At 60.4% G+C, this 19,350-nt stretch carries 19 protein-coding genes and 2 tRNA genes; 20 read left to right on the top strand and 1 reads right to left on the bottom strand.

Features of this window, described 5'->3' with window-relative positions:
* Positions 1-34: 34 nt before the first annotated feature.
* The 12 genes from NDI72_RS15465 (at position 35) to NDI72_RS15415 (ending at position 8,044) form a co-directional block, all read left to right on the top strand.
* Positions 35-253, top strand: a complete 219-nt coding sequence (locus tag NDI72_RS15465) for a helix-turn-helix transcriptional regulator (RefSeq protein WP_283800891.1) — start codon at positions 35-37, stop codon at positions 251-253.
* Complete coding sequence (locus NDI72_RS15460; RefSeq protein ID WP_283800890.1) at positions 250-582, top strand: hypothetical protein; 333 nt, start codon at positions 250-252, stop codon at positions 580-582. Before NDI72_RS15465 ends, NDI72_RS15460 begins: the two co-directional genes overlap by 4 nt.
* Complete coding sequence (locus NDI72_RS15455) at positions 579-800, top strand: hypothetical protein (protein WP_283800889.1); 222 nt, start codon at positions 579-581, stop codon at positions 798-800. Before NDI72_RS15460 ends, NDI72_RS15455 begins: the two co-directional genes overlap by 4 nt.
* Positions 801-1,274: a hypothetical protein gene (locus NDI72_RS15450; protein WP_283800888.1), complete on the top strand. Its 474-nt coding sequence runs from the start codon at positions 801-803 to the stop codon at positions 1,272-1,274.
* 354 nt (positions 1,275-1,628) lie between these two features.
* On the top strand, positions 1,629-1,943 hold the full coding sequence (locus NDI72_RS15445) for a head-tail connector protein (protein ID WP_283800887.1): 315 nt from the start codon (positions 1,629-1,631) through the stop codon (positions 1,941-1,943).
* Positions 1,940-2,323, top strand: a complete 384-nt coding sequence (locus NDI72_RS15440; protein ID WP_283800886.1) for a phage head closure protein — start codon at positions 1,940-1,942, stop codon at positions 2,321-2,323. Before NDI72_RS15445 ends, NDI72_RS15440 begins: the two co-directional genes overlap by 4 nt.
* Positions 2,323-2,694 (top strand): HNH endonuclease, encoded by a 372-nt coding sequence (locus NDI72_RS22085; RefSeq protein ID WP_502888410.1) that lies wholly within the window; start codon positions 2,323-2,325, stop codon positions 2,692-2,694. Before NDI72_RS15440 ends, NDI72_RS22085 begins: the two co-directional genes overlap by 1 nt.
* A gap of 206 nt (positions 2,695-2,900) precedes the next feature.
* On the top strand, positions 2,901-4,463 hold the full coding sequence (locus NDI72_RS15435; RefSeq protein WP_283800885.1) for a terminase large subunit: 1,563 nt from the start codon (positions 2,901-2,903) through the stop codon (positions 4,461-4,463).
* Positions 4,464-4,547: 84 nt separating this feature from the next.
* Complete coding sequence (locus tag NDI72_RS15430) at positions 4,548-5,813, top strand: phage major capsid protein (RefSeq protein ID WP_283800884.1); 1,266 nt, start codon at positions 4,548-4,550, stop codon at positions 5,811-5,813.
* Positions 5,814-5,816: 3 nt separating this feature from the next.
* Positions 5,817-6,332, top strand: coding sequence for an HK97 family phage prohead protease (locus NDI72_RS15425; RefSeq protein ID WP_283800883.1), 516 nt, complete (start codon positions 5,817-5,819; stop codon positions 6,330-6,332).
* Positions 6,329-7,549: a phage portal protein gene (locus NDI72_RS15420; RefSeq protein WP_283800882.1), complete on the top strand. Its 1,221-nt coding sequence runs from the start codon at positions 6,329-6,331 to the stop codon at positions 7,547-7,549. The genes NDI72_RS15425 and NDI72_RS15420 overlap by 4 nt, the downstream gene beginning before the upstream one ends.
* Entirely contained in the window at positions 7,550-8,044 is a 495-nt protein-coding gene (locus NDI72_RS15415) for a hypothetical protein (protein WP_283800881.1), read from the top strand.
* 575 nt (positions 8,045-8,619) lie between these two features.
* Here NDI72_RS15415 and NDI72_RS15410 read toward each other — a convergent pair.
* Positions 8,620-8,694 (bottom strand) — tRNA-Asn (locus NDI72_RS15410).
* Positions 8,695-8,881: 187 nt separating this feature from the next.
* Here NDI72_RS15410 and NDI72_RS15405 point away from each other — a divergent pair.
* The 8 genes from NDI72_RS15405 to NDI72_RS15370 all read left to right on the top strand — a co-directional run bounded on the left by NDI72_RS15405 (position 8,882) and on the right by NDI72_RS15370 (position 19,165).
* Complete coding sequence (locus NDI72_RS15405) at positions 8,882-9,166, top strand: hypothetical protein (protein WP_222474230.1); 285 nt, start codon at positions 8,882-8,884, stop codon at positions 9,164-9,166.
* A 111-nt stretch (positions 9,167-9,277) separates the two neighbouring features.
* Positions 9,278-9,351: transfer RNA gene (locus NDI72_RS15400), tRNA-Cys, on the top strand.
* Between the two features lie 342 nt (positions 9,352-9,693).
* Positions 9,694-11,502, top strand: a complete 1,809-nt coding sequence (locus NDI72_RS15395; protein WP_283800880.1) for an amidohydrolase — start codon at positions 9,694-9,696, stop codon at positions 11,500-11,502.
* A 117-nt stretch (positions 11,503-11,619) separates the two neighbouring features.
* The gene (locus tag NDI72_RS15390; RefSeq protein ID WP_113156346.1) at positions 11,620-12,555 is read left to right on the top strand and encodes a pirin family protein; all 936 of its coding nucleotides are present in this window, start codon (positions 11,620-11,622) and stop codon (positions 12,553-12,555) included.
* A 201-nt stretch (positions 12,556-12,756) separates the two neighbouring features.
* Complete coding sequence (locus NDI72_RS15385) at positions 12,757-13,431, top strand: protein-L-isoaspartate O-methyltransferase family protein (RefSeq protein ID WP_206546379.1); 675 nt, start codon at positions 12,757-12,759, stop codon at positions 13,429-13,431.
* Positions 13,432-13,636: 205 nt separating this feature from the next.
* Positions 13,637-15,001 (top strand): TolC family outer membrane protein, encoded by a 1,365-nt coding sequence (locus NDI72_RS15380; protein WP_206546378.1) that lies wholly within the window; start codon positions 13,637-13,639, stop codon positions 14,999-15,001.
* Between the two features lie 294 nt (positions 15,002-15,295).
* Positions 15,296-16,108, top strand: a complete 813-nt coding sequence (locus NDI72_RS15375) for a PopZ family protein (protein ID WP_283800879.1) — start codon at positions 15,296-15,298, stop codon at positions 16,106-16,108.
* 204 nt (positions 16,109-16,312) lie between these two features.
* Positions 16,313-19,165: a valine--tRNA ligase gene (locus NDI72_RS15370; protein ID WP_283800878.1), complete on the top strand. Its 2,853-nt coding sequence runs from the start codon at positions 16,313-16,315 to the stop codon at positions 19,163-19,165.
* Positions 19,166-19,350: the final 185 nt, after the last annotated feature.

Genomic DNA, 19,350 nt, shown 5'->3' with positions numbered 1-19,350 from the left:
TTCCTTGCGTCATCAATAGACGCAGGGAACCACCATGCAACACATAGCTGAACTGGTCGACGAGGCGACAGCCTGCAAGATCATTGGCGGTGAAAATACACCTATCCATCGTTCAACCTTGTGGCGCGGCATCAATGCCGGTCGCTTTCCAAAGCCCCTAAAAATAGGCCCCGGCACCAACCGCTGGCGCACATGCGAGCTGATTGCTTTTCTGGAAAAGGCTGCGGCTGAACGTGACGAGGTGGCGGCATGAACGCGCCGAACCCCTCCCACGGTACGTACTACCTGAATGGCGCTTCACGCCCTCGCAAGTCATTGAAAAGCAACAAGTCCAAGAGGCGGAAAAAGGCGAAGCTCGGTGAGGCAAAACGGCTTGCGTCTTGGTCTGGCTATGACGGTAGTCGCGGCTGCGTGGTTTTCATGTTCGAGCGCACGCTTTCTCGCGCCGCATGTTCTCATCTTGGGTTGCGTTATCCAGCGCTTCAGCCTGGCATCTACTGCGCAGCCGAGACCCCGGCGGCTGATCAATTCCATCCAGACATTCGCATTGCCGGTGACTTCATTGACAGGAGGGCCGCATGACAAAGCCCGCAAAGCGCCGATACTCCAATGCGGCTGAAATGGTCGCCGCGAAAAACCACTACACAATGGAGCGATGGGGCACGGGCTATGCCGTGACCCTGCACCTGCGAGGGCAAACGCCCCAGACGACACTTTGCAAAACGCTAGGCGAGGCCAACCGGCTTCGCCAGCAGTACGCAAGCCAAGGTTTGGCCGGCTGGAACTCGGAGGCGCAATAGGTGGCGAAACGTATTTTCTCGAAGGTGTCGCCCGCCGTCTGGCACTCACCGCGCTTTAAGAAGGCAGGCGATGATGGCAGGTATCTCCACCTGTATTTTCTGACATGTGGGCATCAAAACAGTTGCGGCTGTTGCCTGATCCCGGAGGGGTATGCCTGCGCTGATCTTGATTGGCCGCCGGACCGATACCGAAAGGCTCTTCAGGAGCTTTGCAATCTGGGCCTTGTCTCTCACGACGCCGAGACATCGGAAATCTATATCGAGCGATGGTTTCTGCACAACAAACCGATGAACAAAAGCCATGCAGAGGGAACCCGCCGCCTTATATCCGACATCGACAGCGACACTCTACGCGAGAAGGTGGAGGAGGATTTTCTGGAGACGACAGACAGCCCCGCCAACGCGCCGCCCGCGAGCGAAAACTACGGCGGCCACCTATCAGGTTCCCGTTTCCTGCGCCCGGTCGCGGGATAGGCAGAGACAGTGTGGACACAGTGTCGAGAGAGTGTCCACATACAGAGACCGAGACCGAGACCGAGACCTGAGACCGAGACGCGAGACACAAACGCAGACAAGACCAGACACAAACAAAACAAGACAAAAAAAAGAAAGATACTTAGAGCGTCCTTTTTCGAGGCTAATCGGAAACGGCAGTGAAAGCGTCAAAGACGGCGCTATGGGCTCTGGAAAGGGTGCAGGCTTAGAGGCGTGTGCCTTTCCTTATAGGTCTCAGCCCTTCATTGCCCTCCAGCCTCACAATCGTTATACTATAACACAGCAAATCGGCCCGTCGTGATGACGCGCTAGTCCCTGAGATGGAGCCTTTCAATGGCAGAACCTGTCACCCTGGCAGACCTGAAACTTTTCGCCCGCATTGACGATGATGCAGAGGATGCCCTCATAACTGCATTGGGCGTCTCTGCCCGTGAGTTTATCGAGCAGGCCACCGGCCACACCTTCGATGAAACCGCCCCGGAGCGGGCAAAGCTCGCGATAAAGGGCCTCACAGCACACTGGTTCGAAAACCGCACTCCGCTGGGCACCATTCCCGAAAACGGTCCGCCACTGCCGATGCATGTCCGGTCGATCATCCACCAACTGACAGACTGGACAAAGCTGGGTGAACCGGAGCCGACGCCATGACGGCGAAGAAAGCACAACGCGCCTCAGCCATTGGTGAGCTTAACCGGCGTGTCACCCTTCAGGAGCCCAGAAGTATCTCAGACGGGCAAGGCGGCGAGGAGGATGGCTGGGTGAACGTCGCAACGGTCTGGGCGCGCATTGAAGACCTGCGAGGGCTGGAGCGTGTCGAGGCCGCACGTCTCGCCTCAATCGTCACAAGCCACATCCATATTCGCTATCGCAGTGACGTGGATTCCTCATGGCGCATTGTCTGGGGCAGCACCACAAACGTGGATGGAGAGGACATTCCCGATCCAGACGCCGCCGTCTATCGCATCGTGGCATTGATGCAGCCCGACGAGCGCAAGCGCTTTCTCCAGATTGAGGTGAGAACCGATTGATGGATGAACGCAAGTTCCGAAGCTCTGCCAACTGGCAGGCGATCCGCAAGGCCCAGCTATCCAGACAGCCCATGTGTCAGGGCTGCGAGACGGCACCGGCCACCGAAGTGGATCACATCACACCCATGAGGCTGGGAGGCGCACCCCGTGACCGTGCGAACCTCCAGAGCCTATGCGGGACATGCCACCGGCAGAAGACCGGAGCAGAACGTGCAGGCAAGACATGGACACCGCCTAAGCATAGAGGCTGCGACGTGAACGGAATGCCGCTTGATCCAGCTCATCCGTGGTTCATGGGAGGCGATCACCACAGCCAAGCAATAAAACCGATTGCAGCGAATGCAGAGAGAACTGCCACAACAAGCAAGTAATCTTCATCACGAAACCGTCTCATTTTATGCAACCCCGGTTGTGGAGCTGAAGAATGTGACAACTAATGGATCAAATCAACAGCCAAGGAGGCGGGGGCGTTCAATCACAGGAACGCGTGCCGAAAGACCGACGCCCCAGCTCAAAACTCAATTAGTTTACCGATCGGTATAATATTATGGGAAAGCGTGGACCCGGAGCAGGACGGTTGAAGAAAGCTGCGGCTGGCGCGGTCGCGGTCGATCACCCGTGGGAAAAGGAAGGAATGCCCGCCGATGAAAAGATGCTGGCCTTCCTGCGGACCCTTCCCATTGTGTCCGGTCTGAGGGCTGGCGAGACGCTGGAGCTTCTGGAGTTTCAGGAGCGCTTTGTGCGGCGCGTCTATCGCAATGACAGAGCGGTACGGCTTGCAGCGCTTTCTGTGGCACGCGGTAACGGCAAATCCGCCCTTCTGGCTGGCCTTGGCCTTGGACACCTTCTAGGCCCCATGCAGGAGCCATATGGCGAGGTTTACGCCGCTGCACTGGACCGTGAACAGGCTGGCGTTCTCTATCGCATGACGGTCGCCTATCTGGAGGCCGTTCCATGGATGGCAGCCCGCGTGAACATTCGGGACTGGCACAAGGAAATCACCGACGAGGAATCCCGGTCGATCTGGCGAGCGCTGACATCCGACGCCAGAAAGGCCCATGGCCTTGCGCCGAGCTTCTGGATTGCCGACGAGGTTGCGCAATGGAAATCCCGTGAACTGTGGGACAACCTGGCAACCGGCATGGGCAAGCGGAAACACGCGCTGGGCGTCACCATCTCCACACAGGCGGCAGACGATCACCATTTCTTTTCCGAGATGCTGGACGCGCCTCCAAGCCCGACGATCTATACCCAGCTTCACACCGCCCCGGCAGAGTGTGAGCTTGATGACCGGGACGCATGGGCCGCTGCGAACCCGGCGCTGGGCACCTTCCTTAATGAAGAGCAGTTTCAGGATGCAGCCGAACGGGCGAAGGCTTCCCCTTCCTTTGAACCGTCTTTCCGGCTGTTGCAGCTAAATCAGCGCATCAGTGTCGAGGCCCATTTCCTGAATGCCGCCGACTGGAAAGCCTGCGCAACCGATGCCGACATCGAAAAGACGCACGAAGGGGCGCGCTGCTATCTGGGGCTGGATCTGAGCGCCACCACCGACTTGACGAGCCTCACAGCGTTCTTTCCCGACACCGGAGCGGTTCTGTCATGGTCATGGACACCCGGCGACACGATTGCCGAGGCCGAGCGCCGGGACCACGTTCCCTATCAGCTCTGGAAGAAACAGGGCTTTATCGAGGCCGCACCCGGCAAGATCATCGACAAGCGTTGGGTTATCCAGCGCATCGCCGACATTGCCAGCCGCTTTGATGTCGTCACGCTGGCCTATGACCGCTGGGGCGCAAAGGAACTGGAAAAACTGCTTTCGGATGAAGGCGTGAAACTGAAGCTGGAGCCATTCGGGCAAGGTTATCAATCCATGTCCCCGGCCATTGCGGCGCTGGAAACGCTGGTGCTGACCGGCGAACTAAAGCACCCCGGCAATCCGCTTCTGGATTGGGCCGTTTCCAATGGCGTGATTATCCAAGACCCGGCAGGCAATCGAAAGCTGGTGAAGGGCAAGGCGACCGGGCGCATTGATCCCCTCATCGCCCTTGTGATGGCCGTTGGCACGGCTGCGCAGTCCAAGGCGCGAAAGACGGTCTATGCCCGCCGTGGAGTGTTCACGGTCGATTTGAGCGCCGCTTGACCGTAATACTATAACAGGAGTATATTCCTATTGTTCGAACAGGCCCGCAGTGATTGCGCGCCAGTCCCTTAGAAGGAAAGATTGATGAAGCTTCATGAACTTCTCGAAAAGCGTGGTCAGGCGGTCGCGGAAATGCGCCGTCTGGCCGATGCTGTTGAAACCCGTGGTGACGATTACAGCGCCGACGAAGCCAAGCGTCACGGCGATCTGAAATCCGAAATCACCGAGCTTGATAAGAAGATCGAGCGCGCCCGCGATATTCAGGAGGCCGAGCGTTCCGCCCCTGCGATTATTCAGGGCACCGGCAAGGATGGCGCTTACGAAGAGCGCGCCCGCGACTTCTCGATCACCAAGGCAATTTCCGCCCGTCTGGGTGATGATGTCGATGCCGGTTTCGAGCGTGAAATTTCTCAGGAAGTCGCCAAGCGTTCCGGTCGCAAGTTCGAGGGCATTGCCGTTCCCGACGAAGTTTTCTTCGCAGAGAACCGCACCCTTCTGGCAGGCTCCAGCGCCGCCGATCTTGTGCCGAATGTCCACCGCCCTGATCTCTTCATTGACCGCCTGCGCTCTTCCCTGATCACCGGACGCCTTGGCGCAACGGTTCTGGACAATCTTGTCGGTGACATCGACATTCCCAAACAGACCGGCTCCAGCGTGGCGCAATGGGTTGATGAAGATGGCAGCATCACCGAAACCGATGCCGCATTCGATGACGTGAAGCTGACCCCGAAAACCGTTGGCGCTATGACGAGCTTCAGCCGGCGCACCCTTATCAATGCCGTTCCCAGTGTGGAGCAGCTTGTGCGGCGTGACCTGTCTGCCGTGATTGCGAATGCAATCGACTTTCAGGCTCTCATGGGTGACGGCACGGGCAACACCCCGACCGGCATTGCAAACGTCGCTGGCACCGCTTCTGCGAGCCTTGCAACGCCCTCATGGGAAGAGGTGCTGGCCTTCATTTCCGCGATCCAGACCAGCGATGCCGACATCGGCGCAATGGGCTGGGCGATGAACCCGAAGGCGGTCGCCAAGCTTCGCGGCACCAACAAGGTTGCGGCAGAGCCGGAGCATGGTTTTCTCATGACCGATCCGGGCAATCTGGCTGGATATGGTTCGGCAACCACCACCGCTATCCCGGTCGAAAGCGGAACGCCCGACACCACCACGGTTCTTTTCGGCGCATGGTCCCAGCTTCTCATTGGCTACTGGAGCGGCACCGACATTCTGGTGAACCCCTATGAGGCAACCGCCTATGCCAAGGGCCGCGTCAAGGTGCGTGTCATGCGTGATTGTGACGTGAAGGTCCGACACGCCGAATCCTTTGCGGTCGCATCCGACCTGGAGGTCTAAATCATGGAGCGCCGGGTTGCCGTAGAGCTTCGCGCCAAGGGCCGACGCTTGGAGGGCTATGCCGCCCTCTATGGCGTTGACACCCGGATTGGAGACTTCACCGAAGTTATCCTTCCCGGCGCTTTCACTAAGACAATTAGCGAGGGCCGGGACATTCTGGCCCTTGCCGACCATGACCCCCGCCGCGTTCTCGCCCGCACCAAGTCGGGCACCCTGCGCCTTTCCGAAGACAGTCGAGGGCTTGCCTTCGATATGGACGTTCCCGGCACCACGGCAGGCCGCGACATGCTGGAGCTTGCCGAGCGTGGCGATCTGGGAGGCATGTCCTTTGGCTTCACGGTCCCCTCAGAGGGCGAGCGCTGGCAATCCGACCGCCGCGAGCTTCGATCCGTCACGCTTCACGAAATCAGCGTTGTGAGCGCCTTCCCGGCCTATGAGGGAACAATCGTTCACGCTCGCCAGCGTCCCATTGCTTCACCCCGCCTTATCGCCGCCCGCCGCTGGATGGAGACCCTATGAGCATCTTCACGCGCCTTTTCGGCACCAAAAGCGAAACCCGCGCCGCACCCACAAGCTGGGATTTGCTCGCAACGCTGGGCTTGCCGACCGCAACGGGACAGATGGTTTCCCCTGCCGTGGTGGAAGGCAATTCCGCCGCGTTCTCTGCAATCACGATCATCTCTGAAGCCGTGGGGGCTCTTCCCCTCATGGTCTATCGCAAGGAAGCCGAAGGCGTTCGGGAAGCTGAAGCCTCGCACCCGGTCGCCAAGCTCTTCACCGACGCGCCGAACGATCTGCAAACGCCCGTCGAGTTCGTTTCCACCATGCAGGCCAATTGCCTCATGCATGGCGCGGCCTATGCCGAGATCATCCGCGACGGCAACGGCAGACCGAATGCGCTATGGCCGATTCATCCGGGACAGGTCAGCATAGAACGCATTCCCGGCACCCGCCGCATTCGCTATCAGGTCTCCGACGAGGTAAGCACCCGTCGCTTGCTTCCCGGCGAAGTCTTCGCCTTGCGTGACCGCTGGGACGATGCATTCACGCCTCGCAGCCGTCTGGATCGTTGCCGGGAGGCTCTGGGGGGCGCTGTTGCCACCGAACGCTTTGCCTCATCCACATGGCGCAATGGAGCGCGCCTGAGCGGCGTTGTGACCCATCCTGAAGCCATTGGCCCGGAAGCTGCAAAGACGCTCAGGGAGACGTTGCAGGCGATCTATGGCGGTTCTGAAAACGCTGGCAAGATTGGCGTTCTGGAAGAGGGCATGGAGTGGAAAGGCATTTCCACCACGCCGCACGATGCCGAACTGTCCGAAGCCCGCCGCCTTGCCGTTCTGGAGGTGGCGCGAATCTTCAATATTCCTGCACCGTTGTTGAATGAGCTTTCCAACGCGAACTATTCCAACGTGGTGGAGCTTCGCCGCCAGTTTGCAGCCGGGACCGTGCAACCATGGCTAACCCGCTGGGAGCAAGCAATCATGCGCGATCTGTTTTCCGAAGCCGGTCGCAAGGCGCATGAAGTCGAGTTCGACATGGATTTGCTTGTGCGAGCCGACTTCCTCCAGCGTCTTCAGGGATACCGTATCGGGCGCGAGGTCGGGCTTTACAGCGCGAACGATCTTCGCCGCTTCGAGCATTTGAACCCGCGCACCGATGCCGAGGCAAATGCCTATCTCAGCCCGTTGAACATGCAGAGCGAGCAGACAGGGGAACCCAAAGACCGGGAGGCTTGAATGCTGGCCCGGACCCCATGGGTGAAACCCGTCAAGGCCCAGAAGCCGAAACCCCACCGCCTGAACAGAGACCGTCGCCGCTATCTGGTGGAAACCGTTGTGGCGATCCTGAAGCAAGGCGAGGCGAGCAAGTTCCAGTTTGAGGCCACATGCCGCCATGCGATCCGGTCACGCCTGTGCCTGAATGGCTGGAGCTGGCATGAGGCCGAAGCGATTGCGAAAGATATTGTCGATACCGCGTTGAACCGCATCGGAGCCTACAGACCGTCATGGGCCGAGGGGCAACCGGAATGGTCGCAGAATGGCGCGGGGGCGCTGATCGAGCGCACCCGTTGCATTCGATGTCGGTCCCCTCTGGAAGAGCAGCAGACGAAGTTTTGCAGCAAGCTTTGCGCCACTTCCCATTTCAAAGCACAGGAACGGCTCCAGCAGGCAGAAGAAAGCGCGACCTACGATCTAGTGGTTAACCCCGGCAACAGGCGGGCATTCGTATGAAGCTTGACGATATTCGAGGGCCGGAATGTCTCTGGTGCAATGCTTCGCTGGAAGGAAAACGGGCTGACGCGATCTATTGCAGCCGAAAATGCGCAGTGGATCACTACCATCACTTAGAGCGGGAGGCACGTCTGGAGGTCATGAAGAAGAGGCCGCCTTGCCGTGTCTGCAAAACACCGATCCCAGCCGAAGCCGACCCCAAACGTGTCTATTGTTCGATTCGATGCCTGCGCATTGCCAACGATCCAAAGGCAAAAGCGCTTTATCCGAAAACTTGCGAGCAATGCGGCGAGGCTTTCAATGCGCACAACCGGCATCAACGCTTTTGCTCCCAAAAATGTGCATCACCGACACGGGAAGCTCTCAAGAGGCTAAGAGCCGCGCCAAGCTGAAATGCGTTGTCTGTGGTGAGCCGCTTCGGAACGCCAAACGGGCGCATCAGAAATATTGCAGCCGTCATCGTGGAGTTAAGCCGAATAGGCGAGGGGCAGGCTAGCAAAAGCCTTCAGCGTACCTATGCCGTACCTATCGGCAATTCGTACCTTTTTCATTTTCAGCTAAGTGCTTGAAAAGAATGGCTCCCCGGGCCGGATTCGAACCAGCGACCAACCGGTTAACAGCCGGTTGCTCTACCACTGAGCTACCGGGGAACGCCTGTGCTCTGTCGAGTGAGCGTGCCTATAGCAAACCGAATTCAGCTTTGCAAAGAGGCAAATGTGTTTTTTGTCTTTTTTTTCACAAGCGCCATTCCTTGGATCCAATTTGCAACGCATATGAAGCATCAGCGTTTGTGCAGCAAAACCGCTGAAATGTGCGGAACGGGCGACGGAACGGGCGATGGAACAACAGGAAGACAGGCAGGACGACGACAAGCGCGCGAAGCCTTCGGTTTCGCTGATGGGGAAACGAATCCCGATTCCCCAGTCGCGTCTGGCACGAATCACGGGCGGGTCGGGCCTCGTGGTGCTGGGCATATTCGGCTTTTTGCCCGTGCTGGGCTTCTGGATGATTCCGCTTGGTCTTTTGATTCTGTCCTATGACATCGCCGTGGTGCGACGGAAACGGCGCAAGATGACCGTCTGGTGGAGCCGCCGGGGCGGCGACAGGACGAACAGGCGGTGAGAAAGGGCTCTTATAAGGGGCTATGACGATAAATTGCGGATCAATGACATTGTCCGCTTGACGGGGAAATGGTCGCAACCTATTGAACTGCTCGATGCTGCTTGCCAGCATGGCCTCGTGGCGGAGTGGTTACGCAGAGGACTGCAAATCCTTGCACCCCGGTTCGATTCCGGGCGAGGCCTCCAAATTCTTTTTCTTCATAAATCCATATCGTTTTGGTGCTGGCTGCCGTGGGCGCGCCGGCTGGCGTAAGCCAGTTGGTTCGGGCTTGCGAGAGCAGATTGTCTCTCGATCCAGCCTCGACCGTCCTCACCTCTTGGATTGCTCCGCCCGCTGGCAAGGGGGAGGTGGAAGGGGAGGGGGAAGCCGTTAGTCGACTGATAACCATATTCCTGCCCTAGCGTAAGCTGAAACTGGCGTTCGCCCTTAGAAGGGGCGAGACTGCTTCGCGTTCCGCTCTTCTTTGATTCGTGAAAGGAAAAGCGGGCGGGGACGGTATTTGTATGGAAGTACACAGGGGCGATCTTATGATGAATTTTCACGCACTACGTGCATTGCTTTTGGCGGGCACCGTGTTTGCCGGTGGAGCGGCTTGTGCGCAGGAAATTGCCGACACGATCTACAGTGGTGGCCCGATCCTGACGATCAATGATGCGCAGCCGACCGCTGAAGCGGTTGCGGTGAAGGACGGACGTATTCTCGCCGTTGGCGCGCTGGCTGATATTGAGGCCCACAAGGGCGATGAGACGACCGTTTTCGAGCTGGACGGTCGCGCCATGGTGCCGGGTTTCGTCGACAGTCACGGTCATGTGGTGTTTGGCGGCCTTCAGGCGCTCTCGGCAAACCTTCTGCCGCCGCCGGATGGCGGCGTTGCTGACATCGCCAGCCTGCAGGAGGCGCTCGGAAAGTGGATCGAAGACAACGCCGAGACAGTCGACAAGGTCCAGATGGTCATCGGCTTCGGTTACGACAACGCGCAGCTGGCCGAACTGCGCCACCCGACGCGCGAAGAACTGGATGCCGTTTCGACGGAGTTGCCGATCCTGATCGTCCATCAGTCCGGGCATCTGGGCGTCGTGAACTCCAAGGCGCTGGAACTGGCGGGCGTTACGGCCGATACCAAGGACCCGTCAGGTGGCGTGATCCGGCGCGACGAGAGCGGTGAGCCGAACGGCGTGCTGGAAGAGTATGCGTTCTTTACCGCTCTCGGTAAGATGCTGGGTGACCTCGGTGAGGAAGGCATGCACGCATTTGCGCGCGCGGGCGCCGAACTCTGGGCGCGCTTCGGCTACACGACCGCGCAGGACGGGCGTTCTGCGCCATCGATCGTGGAGGTTCTGAAGAAGCTTGGCGCCGAAGGGGATCTGCCGATCGATGTCGTGGCGTTTCCCGACGTTCTGGAAGCGCCGGATTACATCGTCGAGAATTTCTCGCAGGACTATACGAACGGTGTCCGCGTGGGCGGCTGCAAGCTGACCATTGACGGTTCCCCGCAGGGTTTTACGGCGCTGCGTGACCGCCCCTATTACAACCCGGTTGGCGATTATCCGCCCGGATATTCGGGTTATGCGGTGATCGGGATGGATGTCGTGCAAAACGCCGTCAACCATTGCTACAAGAACGGTCTGCAGATCATCACGCACTCCAATGGCGAAGCGGCCTCGGACATGCTTCTGACTGCCATCGAGGTGGCGCAGAAGGAATACAGCGACGCGAACAATCGCCCGGTTCTGGTGCACGGCCAGTTCCTGCGCGAGGATCAGGTCGACACGATCAAGCGGCTTGACGTCTTCCCGTCGCTGTTCCCGATGCACACTTTCTATTGGGGCGACTGGCACCGTGATCACACGGTCGGACCGGTGGCGGCAGACAATATCTCGCCGACCGGCTGGGTGCGTCAGCGGGACATGATGTTCGGTTCGCATCACGATGCGCCGGTGGCTCTGCCAGACAGCATGCGCATTCTGTCTGCGACGGTGACCCGCCGCACGCGCTCGGGCGACATTCTGGGGCCGAGCCAGCGGGTGGACGTGCCGACGGCCCTGAAGGCCATGACGATCTGGCCGGCCTGGCAGCATTTCGAGGAGGACGACAAGGGTTCGATCGAAACCGGCAAGCTGGCCGATTTCGTGATTCTCTCCGACGATCCGACCGCAATCGACCCGGAAACCCTGTCCAGCCTGACCGTCCAGGCGACGATCAAGAATGACAGGGTGGTCTATGAGGCGGACGGAAGCATGCAGAAGACCGAGTTCCTGAACTGGCCGGTCGGCCCGGATGGCGAGGCATCGCATCATCTGCTGCACGCCATGTATGACGGCATGAGCAAGAAGTAACGGACGAACCCGTTCAAGATCGACCGCCGGAGCACGCTTCGGCGGTCGTTTTTCTTTTGTGCCGACCATGCGGATGGTACTGTTTGGGGATGAGCTGTCCCGTGTATGGAGGCGTCGATGAGCTGGAACCCCGCACTCGAACCCGGCTGTCCGGATGACATTGAAGCCGAATCCATCGAGACGCTGATCATTCCGCGCGCCCGTGACATTGGCGGGTTCGAGGTGCGCCGCGCGCTGCCGGCGCCACGCCGCCAGATGGTTGGTCCGTTCATCTTCTTCGATCAGGCGGGGCCGGCCGAGTTTCTGACCGGGCAGGGGATTGATGTCAGGCCGCATCCACATATCGGCCTGGGGACGGTCACTTATCTCTTCCGCGGCGATTTTCATCACCGGGACAGTATCGGCTCGGACCAGGTCATTCATCCGGGCGCGCTCAACTGGATGGTTGCCGGGCGTGGCGTCTCGCATTCGGAGCGCACCAGCGAGGCAGCCCGCAAGGGGCCGCACAGCCTGTTTGGCATCCAGACCTGGGTGGCGCTGCCCGAAGCGATGGAAGACGCTGCCCCGGCATTCGAGCATCATGAGAAGGAGACGCTGCCGGAGATCGTCGATGACGGCATCGCGCTGCGTCTGATTCTGGGACGGGCTTATGGCGAGACTGCGCCGGCGACGGTGTATTCCGACATGTTCTATGCGGATGTGATGCTGGAGCCGGGTGCGCGTTTCCCTTTGCCGGACGATCATGAGGACAGGGGTATCTATGTGACGGACGGGGCGATCTCCGTTGCGGGCCAGGTTTTCGGGGCCGGGCGGATGATGGTGTTTCGTCCGGGCGATTCGATCACCGTGGCGGCGGGAAGCGAAGGGGCACGGATGATGCTTCTCGGCGGTGCAACGATGAACGGCCCGCGCTATATCTGGTGGAACTTCGTCGCCTCTTCGAAAGACAGGATCGAAGCGGCGAAAGAAGACTGGAAGCGTGCGCGCTGGGGTGCGGGACTGTTCGATCTGCCCACGGGAGACGATCAGGAGTTCATTCCGCTGCCCGGGTGAAGGGGTAGCCGGCCTTTGACACAATTGGCGCCGGGAATTCGGGGGCGCCGGGGCGCTATCAACCGCCAATATGCCGCAGCGGGGCGGAGTAATTGACAGGGGCGGCGGTAGCCGCTAGCAAACCCGTGAAATCGTTGTTTTCGCCGCATTGGGAACACAGTCCCGAGGGCGGCGCGAAAACAGGCATCGGGAACCAGACGCATGACAATCGATTTTTCCCAGCAGCGCGCCAATATGGTTGAGGGACAGTTGCGCACGTCGGACGTGACGGCGAGTGCTCTTCTGGACGCCATGGGTGACATTCCGCGCGAGGCGTTCGTGCCCGGCCGCAAGCAGGCTCTCGCCTATCTTGATGAGGATCTTGAGATCGCGCCGGCAACGGATGAGAGCGCGGCGCGCTACCTCATGGAACCGGCAGCGTTTGGCAAGCTGGTGCAGCTCGCCGACGTGCGCTCCAGCGACGTGGTGCTCAATGTGGGCGCGGGCTCGGGCTATTCGGCTGCGGTTCTGTCGCGTCTTGCAAGCTTTGTGGTTGCGCTGGAGAGCGATGAGGATCTGGCCGCCAAGGCAACGGATGCGCTCAGCGAACTCGGTTGCGTGAATGTTGCCGTGGTCAGCGGACCTCTGCAGGGCGGCTATGCCGACGATGCGCCTTATGACGTGATCTTCATCGGCGGCGCGGTGGATTCTGTGCCGCAGACGCTGATCGATCAGCTGCGCGACGGCGGGCGACTCGTCGCCGTGATCGGTGAAGGCAACGCAGCGCAGGCGCTGCTTTATGTTAAGGATGACGGCATTGTTTCGAGCCGCGTTGCATTCAATCTGGCCGTGAAGCCGCTTCCCGGCTTCCAGAATGCACCGGAATTTGTCTTTTGATCAGTGACTTGTTGCTTTCCTGCAACGGAATTGATCAAGAGTTTGATGTAATGTCTGTATAAAGAGCGCCTGGATTTGGGGGTGGGGGACAGGCTAACCGTTTGGTCTCCCGGGCGTGGACGCCGGTCGAAAGGCCGGAATTGATATTAGAGGTGGTGGTGTCGATTCGGCGCGGCTGCCGAAAACAGTCCGAGGTTGGCAGATCGTGTCCTTTTACCGTCGTTTCCTGATCCCTCTGGTGGCATCGTCCGCGCTCATTGCTGCGCCGGCCATTGCTTCCGCCGAAACCATTCTCGGCGCTCTGGCGAAAGCCTATCAGAACAACTCCACCCTGAACTCGGAACGCGCCGGCGTGCGGGTGACGGATGAAGACGTTGCGATTGCCAAGTCCGGCATGCGCCCGCGCATTCAGGGCACGGCGTCCTTCGCGCTTACCCACAATGACGGCACGGATATCAGGACCGGTGAGTTTGGCGTTTCGCTGACGCAGCCGATCTTCGACGGTTTCCAGACGCGCAACAATGTGCGTGCGGCCGAGGCTGGCGTGCGCGCCGCGAATGAAGGGCTGCGCAACCAGGAGCTCAACACGCTGTTTAACGCTGCCAGCGCCTATATGGACGTGATTCGTGATCGTCAGATCGCGGCGCTGCGCGCGCAAAACCTCGAATTCCTGGAAGAGCAGGTGCGCTCCGCACGTTCGCGCTTCGATGTGGGCGAGGGCACGCGCACCGACGTGGCACAGGCGGAAGCGCGCCGTCAGGCGGCTCTGGCGCAGCTAAGCGCCGCGCGCGCTTCGGTGACGTCGAGCTCTGCCGTCTATCGTCAGCTCATCGGCGATGCGCCGGACAATCTGAAAACCGCCAACCCGCTGGTCAAGCTTCTGCCGAAGAACCTCGACAGCGCACTGGCAACCGGGCTTGCAGCCCACCCGGCCATCAAGGGCCGTCAGCATCAGATCGATGCGGCTTCGTTCCGCGTGAAGTCTGCCGAAGGCACTTTCCTGCCGCAGGTGAATGGCTCGGTCGGGCTCTCGCACAGCTATCAGGACACGTCGCCTGGCATTCCCAGCGACGGTTCGCGCGACAGCGCGCGTGTCGGCATCAATCTGACCGTGCCGATCTACCAGGGTGGTCAGGCTTCTGCGCAGGTGCGCAAGAACAAGGAATCGCTTGGCCAGGCGCGCATCAATCTTGATGTGGCGCGTGACCAGGTTCGCGCTGCCGTGGTTTCCGCATGGAGCCAGTATCAGGCCGCGCAGGGCGTTCTTTCCGCCAACCATGAACTGGTGCGGGCTGCACAGCTGGCGCTGAACGGCGTGATCGAAGAGCGCAATGTTGGACAGCGCACCACGCTGGACGTGCTCAACGCACAGGCCGACGTGATTGCCGCGAAGGTGGACCGTGTCAGCGCCGAGCGCGACATCGTGGTCGCCAGCTACGCCATTCTTTCTGCCACGGGCAATCTGTCTGCGAACCGTCTCGGTCTGCAGGTTGCCGAATACCGGCCGCAGGAACACTACGAGGCCGTCAAGGACAAGTGGTACGGACTGCGCACGCCGGACGGTCGCTGAAACCGCAAGCGTATCCAGCGTTGGTCCTGCAGGGCGGCGTGTTTAACGCATTTTTCATAAAGTCTCGTATGCCGGGTTTGCTTTTGCGCCCGGCATTCTTGTGTGCAACCTGAAACAGGTGCTGCGCGGGGATTCTCATACCGCAGACGCTGCGTTACCCTTTTTTAGTGATTCGACCGTCTGCACTGGCGCCCGGACTTGGAATGGGAATGTCGCTCCGGACAAAGTCGGTGAAACGGACACAGGCTAGAGGCGGCTAATTTGACTATGTCACAGGGTTTCGGTGCGCACAAAATGGAAGCAGCGGTAGAAGCGCTGACTTCGAATGGAAGCCAGCGCGAGCCTTCCATGGAAGAGATTCTCGCTTCGATCCGACGGATCATTGAAGACAATGATGCGCCTGTGGCGCGCGCGGCAGATGCGGTTGGCGCCGTGACCAATGGTGCTTCTGCGGATGAGCGCTCGCAGGAGCGCGCTGCGCAGCCCGTGGACGCGCAGCAGCCTGACGCCGCGCCGGCCGCAGCCGTTGAAGAGCGCGCCGCGCCATTTCAGCCTGCGCCTGACGTCGAGAGTTTCCGTGCAGGATTGCGCGAGGAGCCTTTCCGGCCATCCGTGAGCGAAAAGCGCGACGAGGGGCGGGCTGCAAACGGTTTTGACTCCAAGCCTGTCGAGCCTGAGCCGGCCGTGGATCACGGTCTCATGCAGCGCCTTGCCGAGGCGCGGCCCGCTGCTGCTCCTGTCGTTGAGGATGTGGCTGACGTCGATGATGCGTCGGATGTCTATTCCTACCGCAGCGTTGAGGAGCAGGAGCCCGAGGTCGCCAGGCACGAGGATGCAGGCGCTGAGGAACTCCCGCAGGTGAAGGCCTCTGCAGATGAGGGCGAGGGCGCGAAACAGGGCATCCTCTCCGAGTACACCGGACGCAAGGTTGCGGCGGCCTTTGGCGAACTGAACGAGGCCTTCGAGGCCAGCCGTCGTCGTCAGCTTGACCAGATGGCCGAGGAAATGCTGCGGCCCATGCTGCAGGACTGGCTCGACAACAATCTGCCCACGATTGTCGAGCGCCTGGTGCGCGAAGAGATCGAACGGATCGCGCGCGGCGGATAAGCCGCGCCGACTGCCGGTTGACTTGATCTGACCCTTCGGCTTTACACCCTGCTGTGAACGGACCAGATTTCTGGTTTACTGTCTCGACAGTGCGTTTCTCCGTTTCATGAAGCGGCGGGGCGGGCTGACCATTTGACTCCATGCAATTCCGGGCGAAAATCCGGTTTCCAATTTTTCCGGAATTGCTCTAGCGCGGAAACCCTCATGCTTGAAAAGACTTACGACGCAGCAAGCGTCGAGCCCAAAATCGCCGCACGCTGGGAAGAGGCCGAGGCCTTCAAGGCCGGCGCCGGTGCAGAACCTGGCGCGGATCCCTTCACCATCGTCATTCCGCCGCCGAACGTGACCGGCTCGCTGCACATGGGCCACGCGCTCAACAACACGCTGCAGGACATCATGGTGCGCTTCGAGCGCATGCGCGGCAAGGACGTGCTCTGGCAGCCGGGCATGGACCATGCGGGCATCGCCACGCAGATGGTGGTCGAGCGCCAGCTCATGGAAAAGCAGCTGCACCGCCGCGACATGGGCCGCGAGAAGTTCGTCGACAAGATCTGGGAATGGAAGGCGGAGTCCGGCGGGGCGATCATGAACCAGCTCAAGCGGCTGGGCGCGTCCTGCGACTGGTCGCGTGAGCGTTTCACCATGGATGAGGGCCTGTCGAAGGCCGTGGTCGAGGTGTTCGTCTCGCTCTACAAGCAAGAGCTGATCTACAAGGACAAGCGCCTCGTCAACTGGGATCCGAAGCTTCTGACGGCGATTTCGGACCTTGAGGTCGAGCAGATCGAGACCAACGGCAATCTCTGGCATTTCCGTTACCCGCTCGCCGACGGGCTGACCTATGAGCATCCCTACAGGCTGGACGACGAGGGCAACCGCGTCATCTGGCGGCCGTCCGATGGGCAGCCGGATGGCTATGAGACGCGCGACTATGTGGTGGTCGCCACGACGCGTCCGGAAACGATGCTGGGCGATTCCGGTGTTGCGGTTCACCCCGACGATCCGCGCTACAGGGATCTGATCGGCAAGAACGTTCTCCTGCCGCTGGTCGGCCGCCGCATTCCGATTGTTGGCGACGAATATCCGGACCCGGAAGCGGGCACCGGCGCGGTGAAGATGACGCCTGCGCACGACTTCAACGATTTCGAGGTCGGCAAGCGGCATGATCTGGCGCAGATCAACGTGATGGCGACGGACGCAACGATCACGCTGAAAGGCAATGAGGCGTTTCTCGAGGGGCTGGAAGGCGCTGATGCGCCGCTCGCCCGCACGATCGCCGAGCTTGACGGCGTCGACCGCTTCGACGCGCGCAAGATGATTGTCGCGATGATGGAAGAGGCCGGGCTTCTGGAGAAGATCGAGCCGCACAAGCACATGGTCCCGCATGGCGACCGTGGCGGCGTGCCGATCGAGCCGTTCCTGACCGACCAGTGGTATGTCGACGCGAAAACGCTGGCGAAGCCGGCGATTGCATCGGTGCGCGAGGGGCGCACGAAGTTCGTGCCGAAGAACTGGGAAAAGACCTATTTCGAGTGGATGGAGAACATCCAGCCCTGGTGTGTTTCCCGTCAGCTCTGGTGGGGCCATCAGATCCCGGCCTGGTACGGCCCGGACGGGCAGGTCTTCGTCGAGAAGGACGAGGAGACGGCGCTCGAGGCCGCGATCCAGCACTACATCTCGCATGAAGGCCCCTGGAAGGCCTGGGTTGAGGACAAGCTGGAGAACTTCAAGCCGGGCGAGATCCTGACCCGCGACGAGGACGTGCTCGACACGTGGTTCTCTTCGGCGCTGTGGCCGTTCTCGACGCTCGGCTGGCCGGACAAGACGCCGGAGCTTGCGCGCTACTATCCGACTTCGGTTCTGGTGACCGGTTTCGACATCATTTTCTTCTGGGTCGCCCGGATGATGATGATGGGCATGCACTTCATGGAAGAAGAGCCGTTCCACACGGTCTATGTCCATGCGCTGGTGCGCGACAAGTCGGGCGCGAAGATGTCGAAGTCGAAAGGCAACGTCATCGACCCGCTCGAGCTGATCGACGAATATGGTGCGGACGCGCTGCGCTTCACGCTGACCATCATGGCCGCACAGGGGCGTGACGTGAAGCTCGACCCGGCGCGCGTGGCGGGCTACCGCAATTTCGGCACCAAGCTCTGGAACGCGACGCGTTTTGCCGAGATGAACGGCGTCAAGCGGGATGAGAATTTCCGTCCCGAAAACGCGAAGCTCGCCATCAACCGCTGGATCCTGACGGAGCTGACGCGGGCGGCAAAGGGCATCACGGAAGGCATTGAGGCCTACCGCTTCAATGAGGCGGCAGGCACGGCTTATCGTTTCGTGTGGAGCCTGTTCTGCGACTGGTATCTGGAGCTTCTGAAGCCGGTGTTTGCCGGTGAGGACGAGGAGGCCAAGGCCGAGGCCCGGGCCTGTGCGGCCTATGTGCTCGACGAGACCTACAAGCTTCTGCATCCGATGATGCCCTACATGACGGAAGAGCTGTGGGCGCATACCGGCGGCGACGCCGGGCGCGACGCCGTTCTGGCGCTGACCCGCTGGCCGGCTCCCGATTTCGTGGATGAGGATGCGGCAGCCGACATTAACTGGCTTGTCGACCTCGTTTCGGGCATCCGTTCGGTGCGCGCAGAGATGAACGTGCCGCCGTCTGCGACGGCTCCGCTCGTTGCGGTCGGTGCGGATGAGGCCATGCGTGCGCGCATCGCCCGCCATGATCCGGCCATTCGCCGTCTGGCGCGGGTCGGCGAGCTTGGCTTTGCCGGTGAAGCGCCGAAGGGCTCGGCGCAGATCGTGCTTGGCGACACCACCTTCTGCCTGCCGCTGGGCGACCTGATCGATCTGTCGGCGGAAGCCGCGCGGCTTGAGAAGGAGATCGCCAAGACGTCCTCCGAGATGCAGCGGCTTGAAAAGAAGCTGGGCAATGAGAAGTTCGTGGCCAATGCGCCGCAGGAGATCGTTGCCGCCGAGCGCGAAAAGCTCACCGAGTTCGCCGATGCGAAGGGCAGGCTGGAAGTGGCGCTCGCCCGCGTGAAGGAAGCCGGGTGACGAAACTGCGCCAGTCTCTCTAAAGGGCTGGCGTCAGCGTGAAGACAATCAGGGCCGCGTCCGCCGAAAGGTGGGCGCGGCTTTTGTATGTCCGCTTGCGATTCGCCTGAATGGGAAGTCCACAAGGAGAAGCGCGACGCTTTCAACAAGCGGATCGTGACAGTTTCTTGAAGAACTCAAGGTTG

Source organism: Nitratireductor sp. GZWM139 (assembly GCF_030068685.1).
Taxonomy (GTDB): Bacteria; Pseudomonadota; Alphaproteobacteria; order Rhizobiales; family Rhizobiaceae; genus Nitratireductor; species Nitratireductor aquimarinus.
The sequence above is the reverse complement of the archived record's forward strand: the minus strand, read 5'-3'. Positions and strand labels throughout refer to the sequence as shown.

What these genes read in the sequence shown, in the direction of transcription:
- NDI72_RS15465 (WP_283800891.1), top strand. Translation starts at nt 35, where the DNA reads ATGCAACACATAGCTGAACTGGTCGACGAGGCGACAGCCTGCAAGATC.
- NDI72_RS15460 (WP_283800890.1), top strand. Translation starts at nt 250, where the DNA reads ATGAACGCGCCGAACCCCTCCCACGGTACGTACTACCTGAATGGCGCT.
- NDI72_RS15455 (WP_283800889.1), top strand. Translation starts at nt 579, where the DNA reads ATGACAAAGCCCGCAAAGCGCCGATACTCCAATGCGGCTGAAATGGTC.
- NDI72_RS15445 (WP_283800887.1), top strand. Translation starts at nt 1,629, where the DNA reads ATGGCAGAACCTGTCACCCTGGCAGACCTGAAACTTTTCGCCCGCATT.
- NDI72_RS15440 (WP_283800886.1), top strand. Translation starts at nt 1,940, where the DNA reads ATGACGGCGAAGAAAGCACAACGCGCCTCAGCCATTGGTGAGCTTAAC.
- NDI72_RS22085 (WP_502888410.1), top strand. Translation starts at nt 2,323, where the DNA reads ATGGATGAACGCAAGTTCCGAAGCTCTGCCAACTGGCAGGCGATCCGC.
- NDI72_RS15430 (WP_283800884.1), top strand. Translation starts at nt 4,548, where the DNA reads ATGAAGCTTCATGAACTTCTCGAAAAGCGTGGTCAGGCGGTCGCGGAA.
- NDI72_RS15425 (WP_283800883.1), top strand. Translation starts at nt 5,817, where the DNA reads ATGGAGCGCCGGGTTGCCGTAGAGCTTCGCGCCAAGGGCCGACGCTTG.
- NDI72_RS15420 (WP_283800882.1), top strand. Translation starts at nt 6,329, where the DNA reads ATGAGCATCTTCACGCGCCTTTTCGGCACCAAAAGCGAAACCCGCGCC.
- NDI72_RS15415 (WP_283800881.1), top strand. Translation starts at nt 7,550, where the DNA reads ATGCTGGCCCGGACCCCATGGGTGAAACCCGTCAAGGCCCAGAAGCCG.
- NDI72_RS15405 (WP_222474230.1), top strand. Translation starts at nt 8,882, where the DNA reads ATGGAACAACAGGAAGACAGGCAGGACGACGACAAGCGCGCGAAGCCT.
- NDI72_RS15395 (WP_283800880.1), top strand. Translation starts at nt 9,694, where the DNA reads ATGATGAATTTTCACGCACTACGTGCATTGCTTTTGGCGGGCACCGTG.
- NDI72_RS15390 (WP_113156346.1), top strand. Translation starts at nt 11,620, where the DNA reads ATGAGCTGGAACCCCGCACTCGAACCCGGCTGTCCGGATGACATTGAA.
- NDI72_RS15385 (WP_206546379.1), top strand. Translation starts at nt 12,757, where the DNA reads ATGACAATCGATTTTTCCCAGCAGCGCGCCAATATGGTTGAGGGACAG.
- NDI72_RS15375 (WP_283800879.1), top strand. Translation starts at nt 15,296, where the DNA reads ATGGAAGCAGCGGTAGAAGCGCTGACTTCGAATGGAAGCCAGCGCGAG.
- NDI72_RS15370 (WP_283800878.1), top strand. Translation starts at nt 16,313, where the DNA reads ATGCTTGAAAAGACTTACGACGCAGCAAGCGTCGAGCCCAAAATCGCC.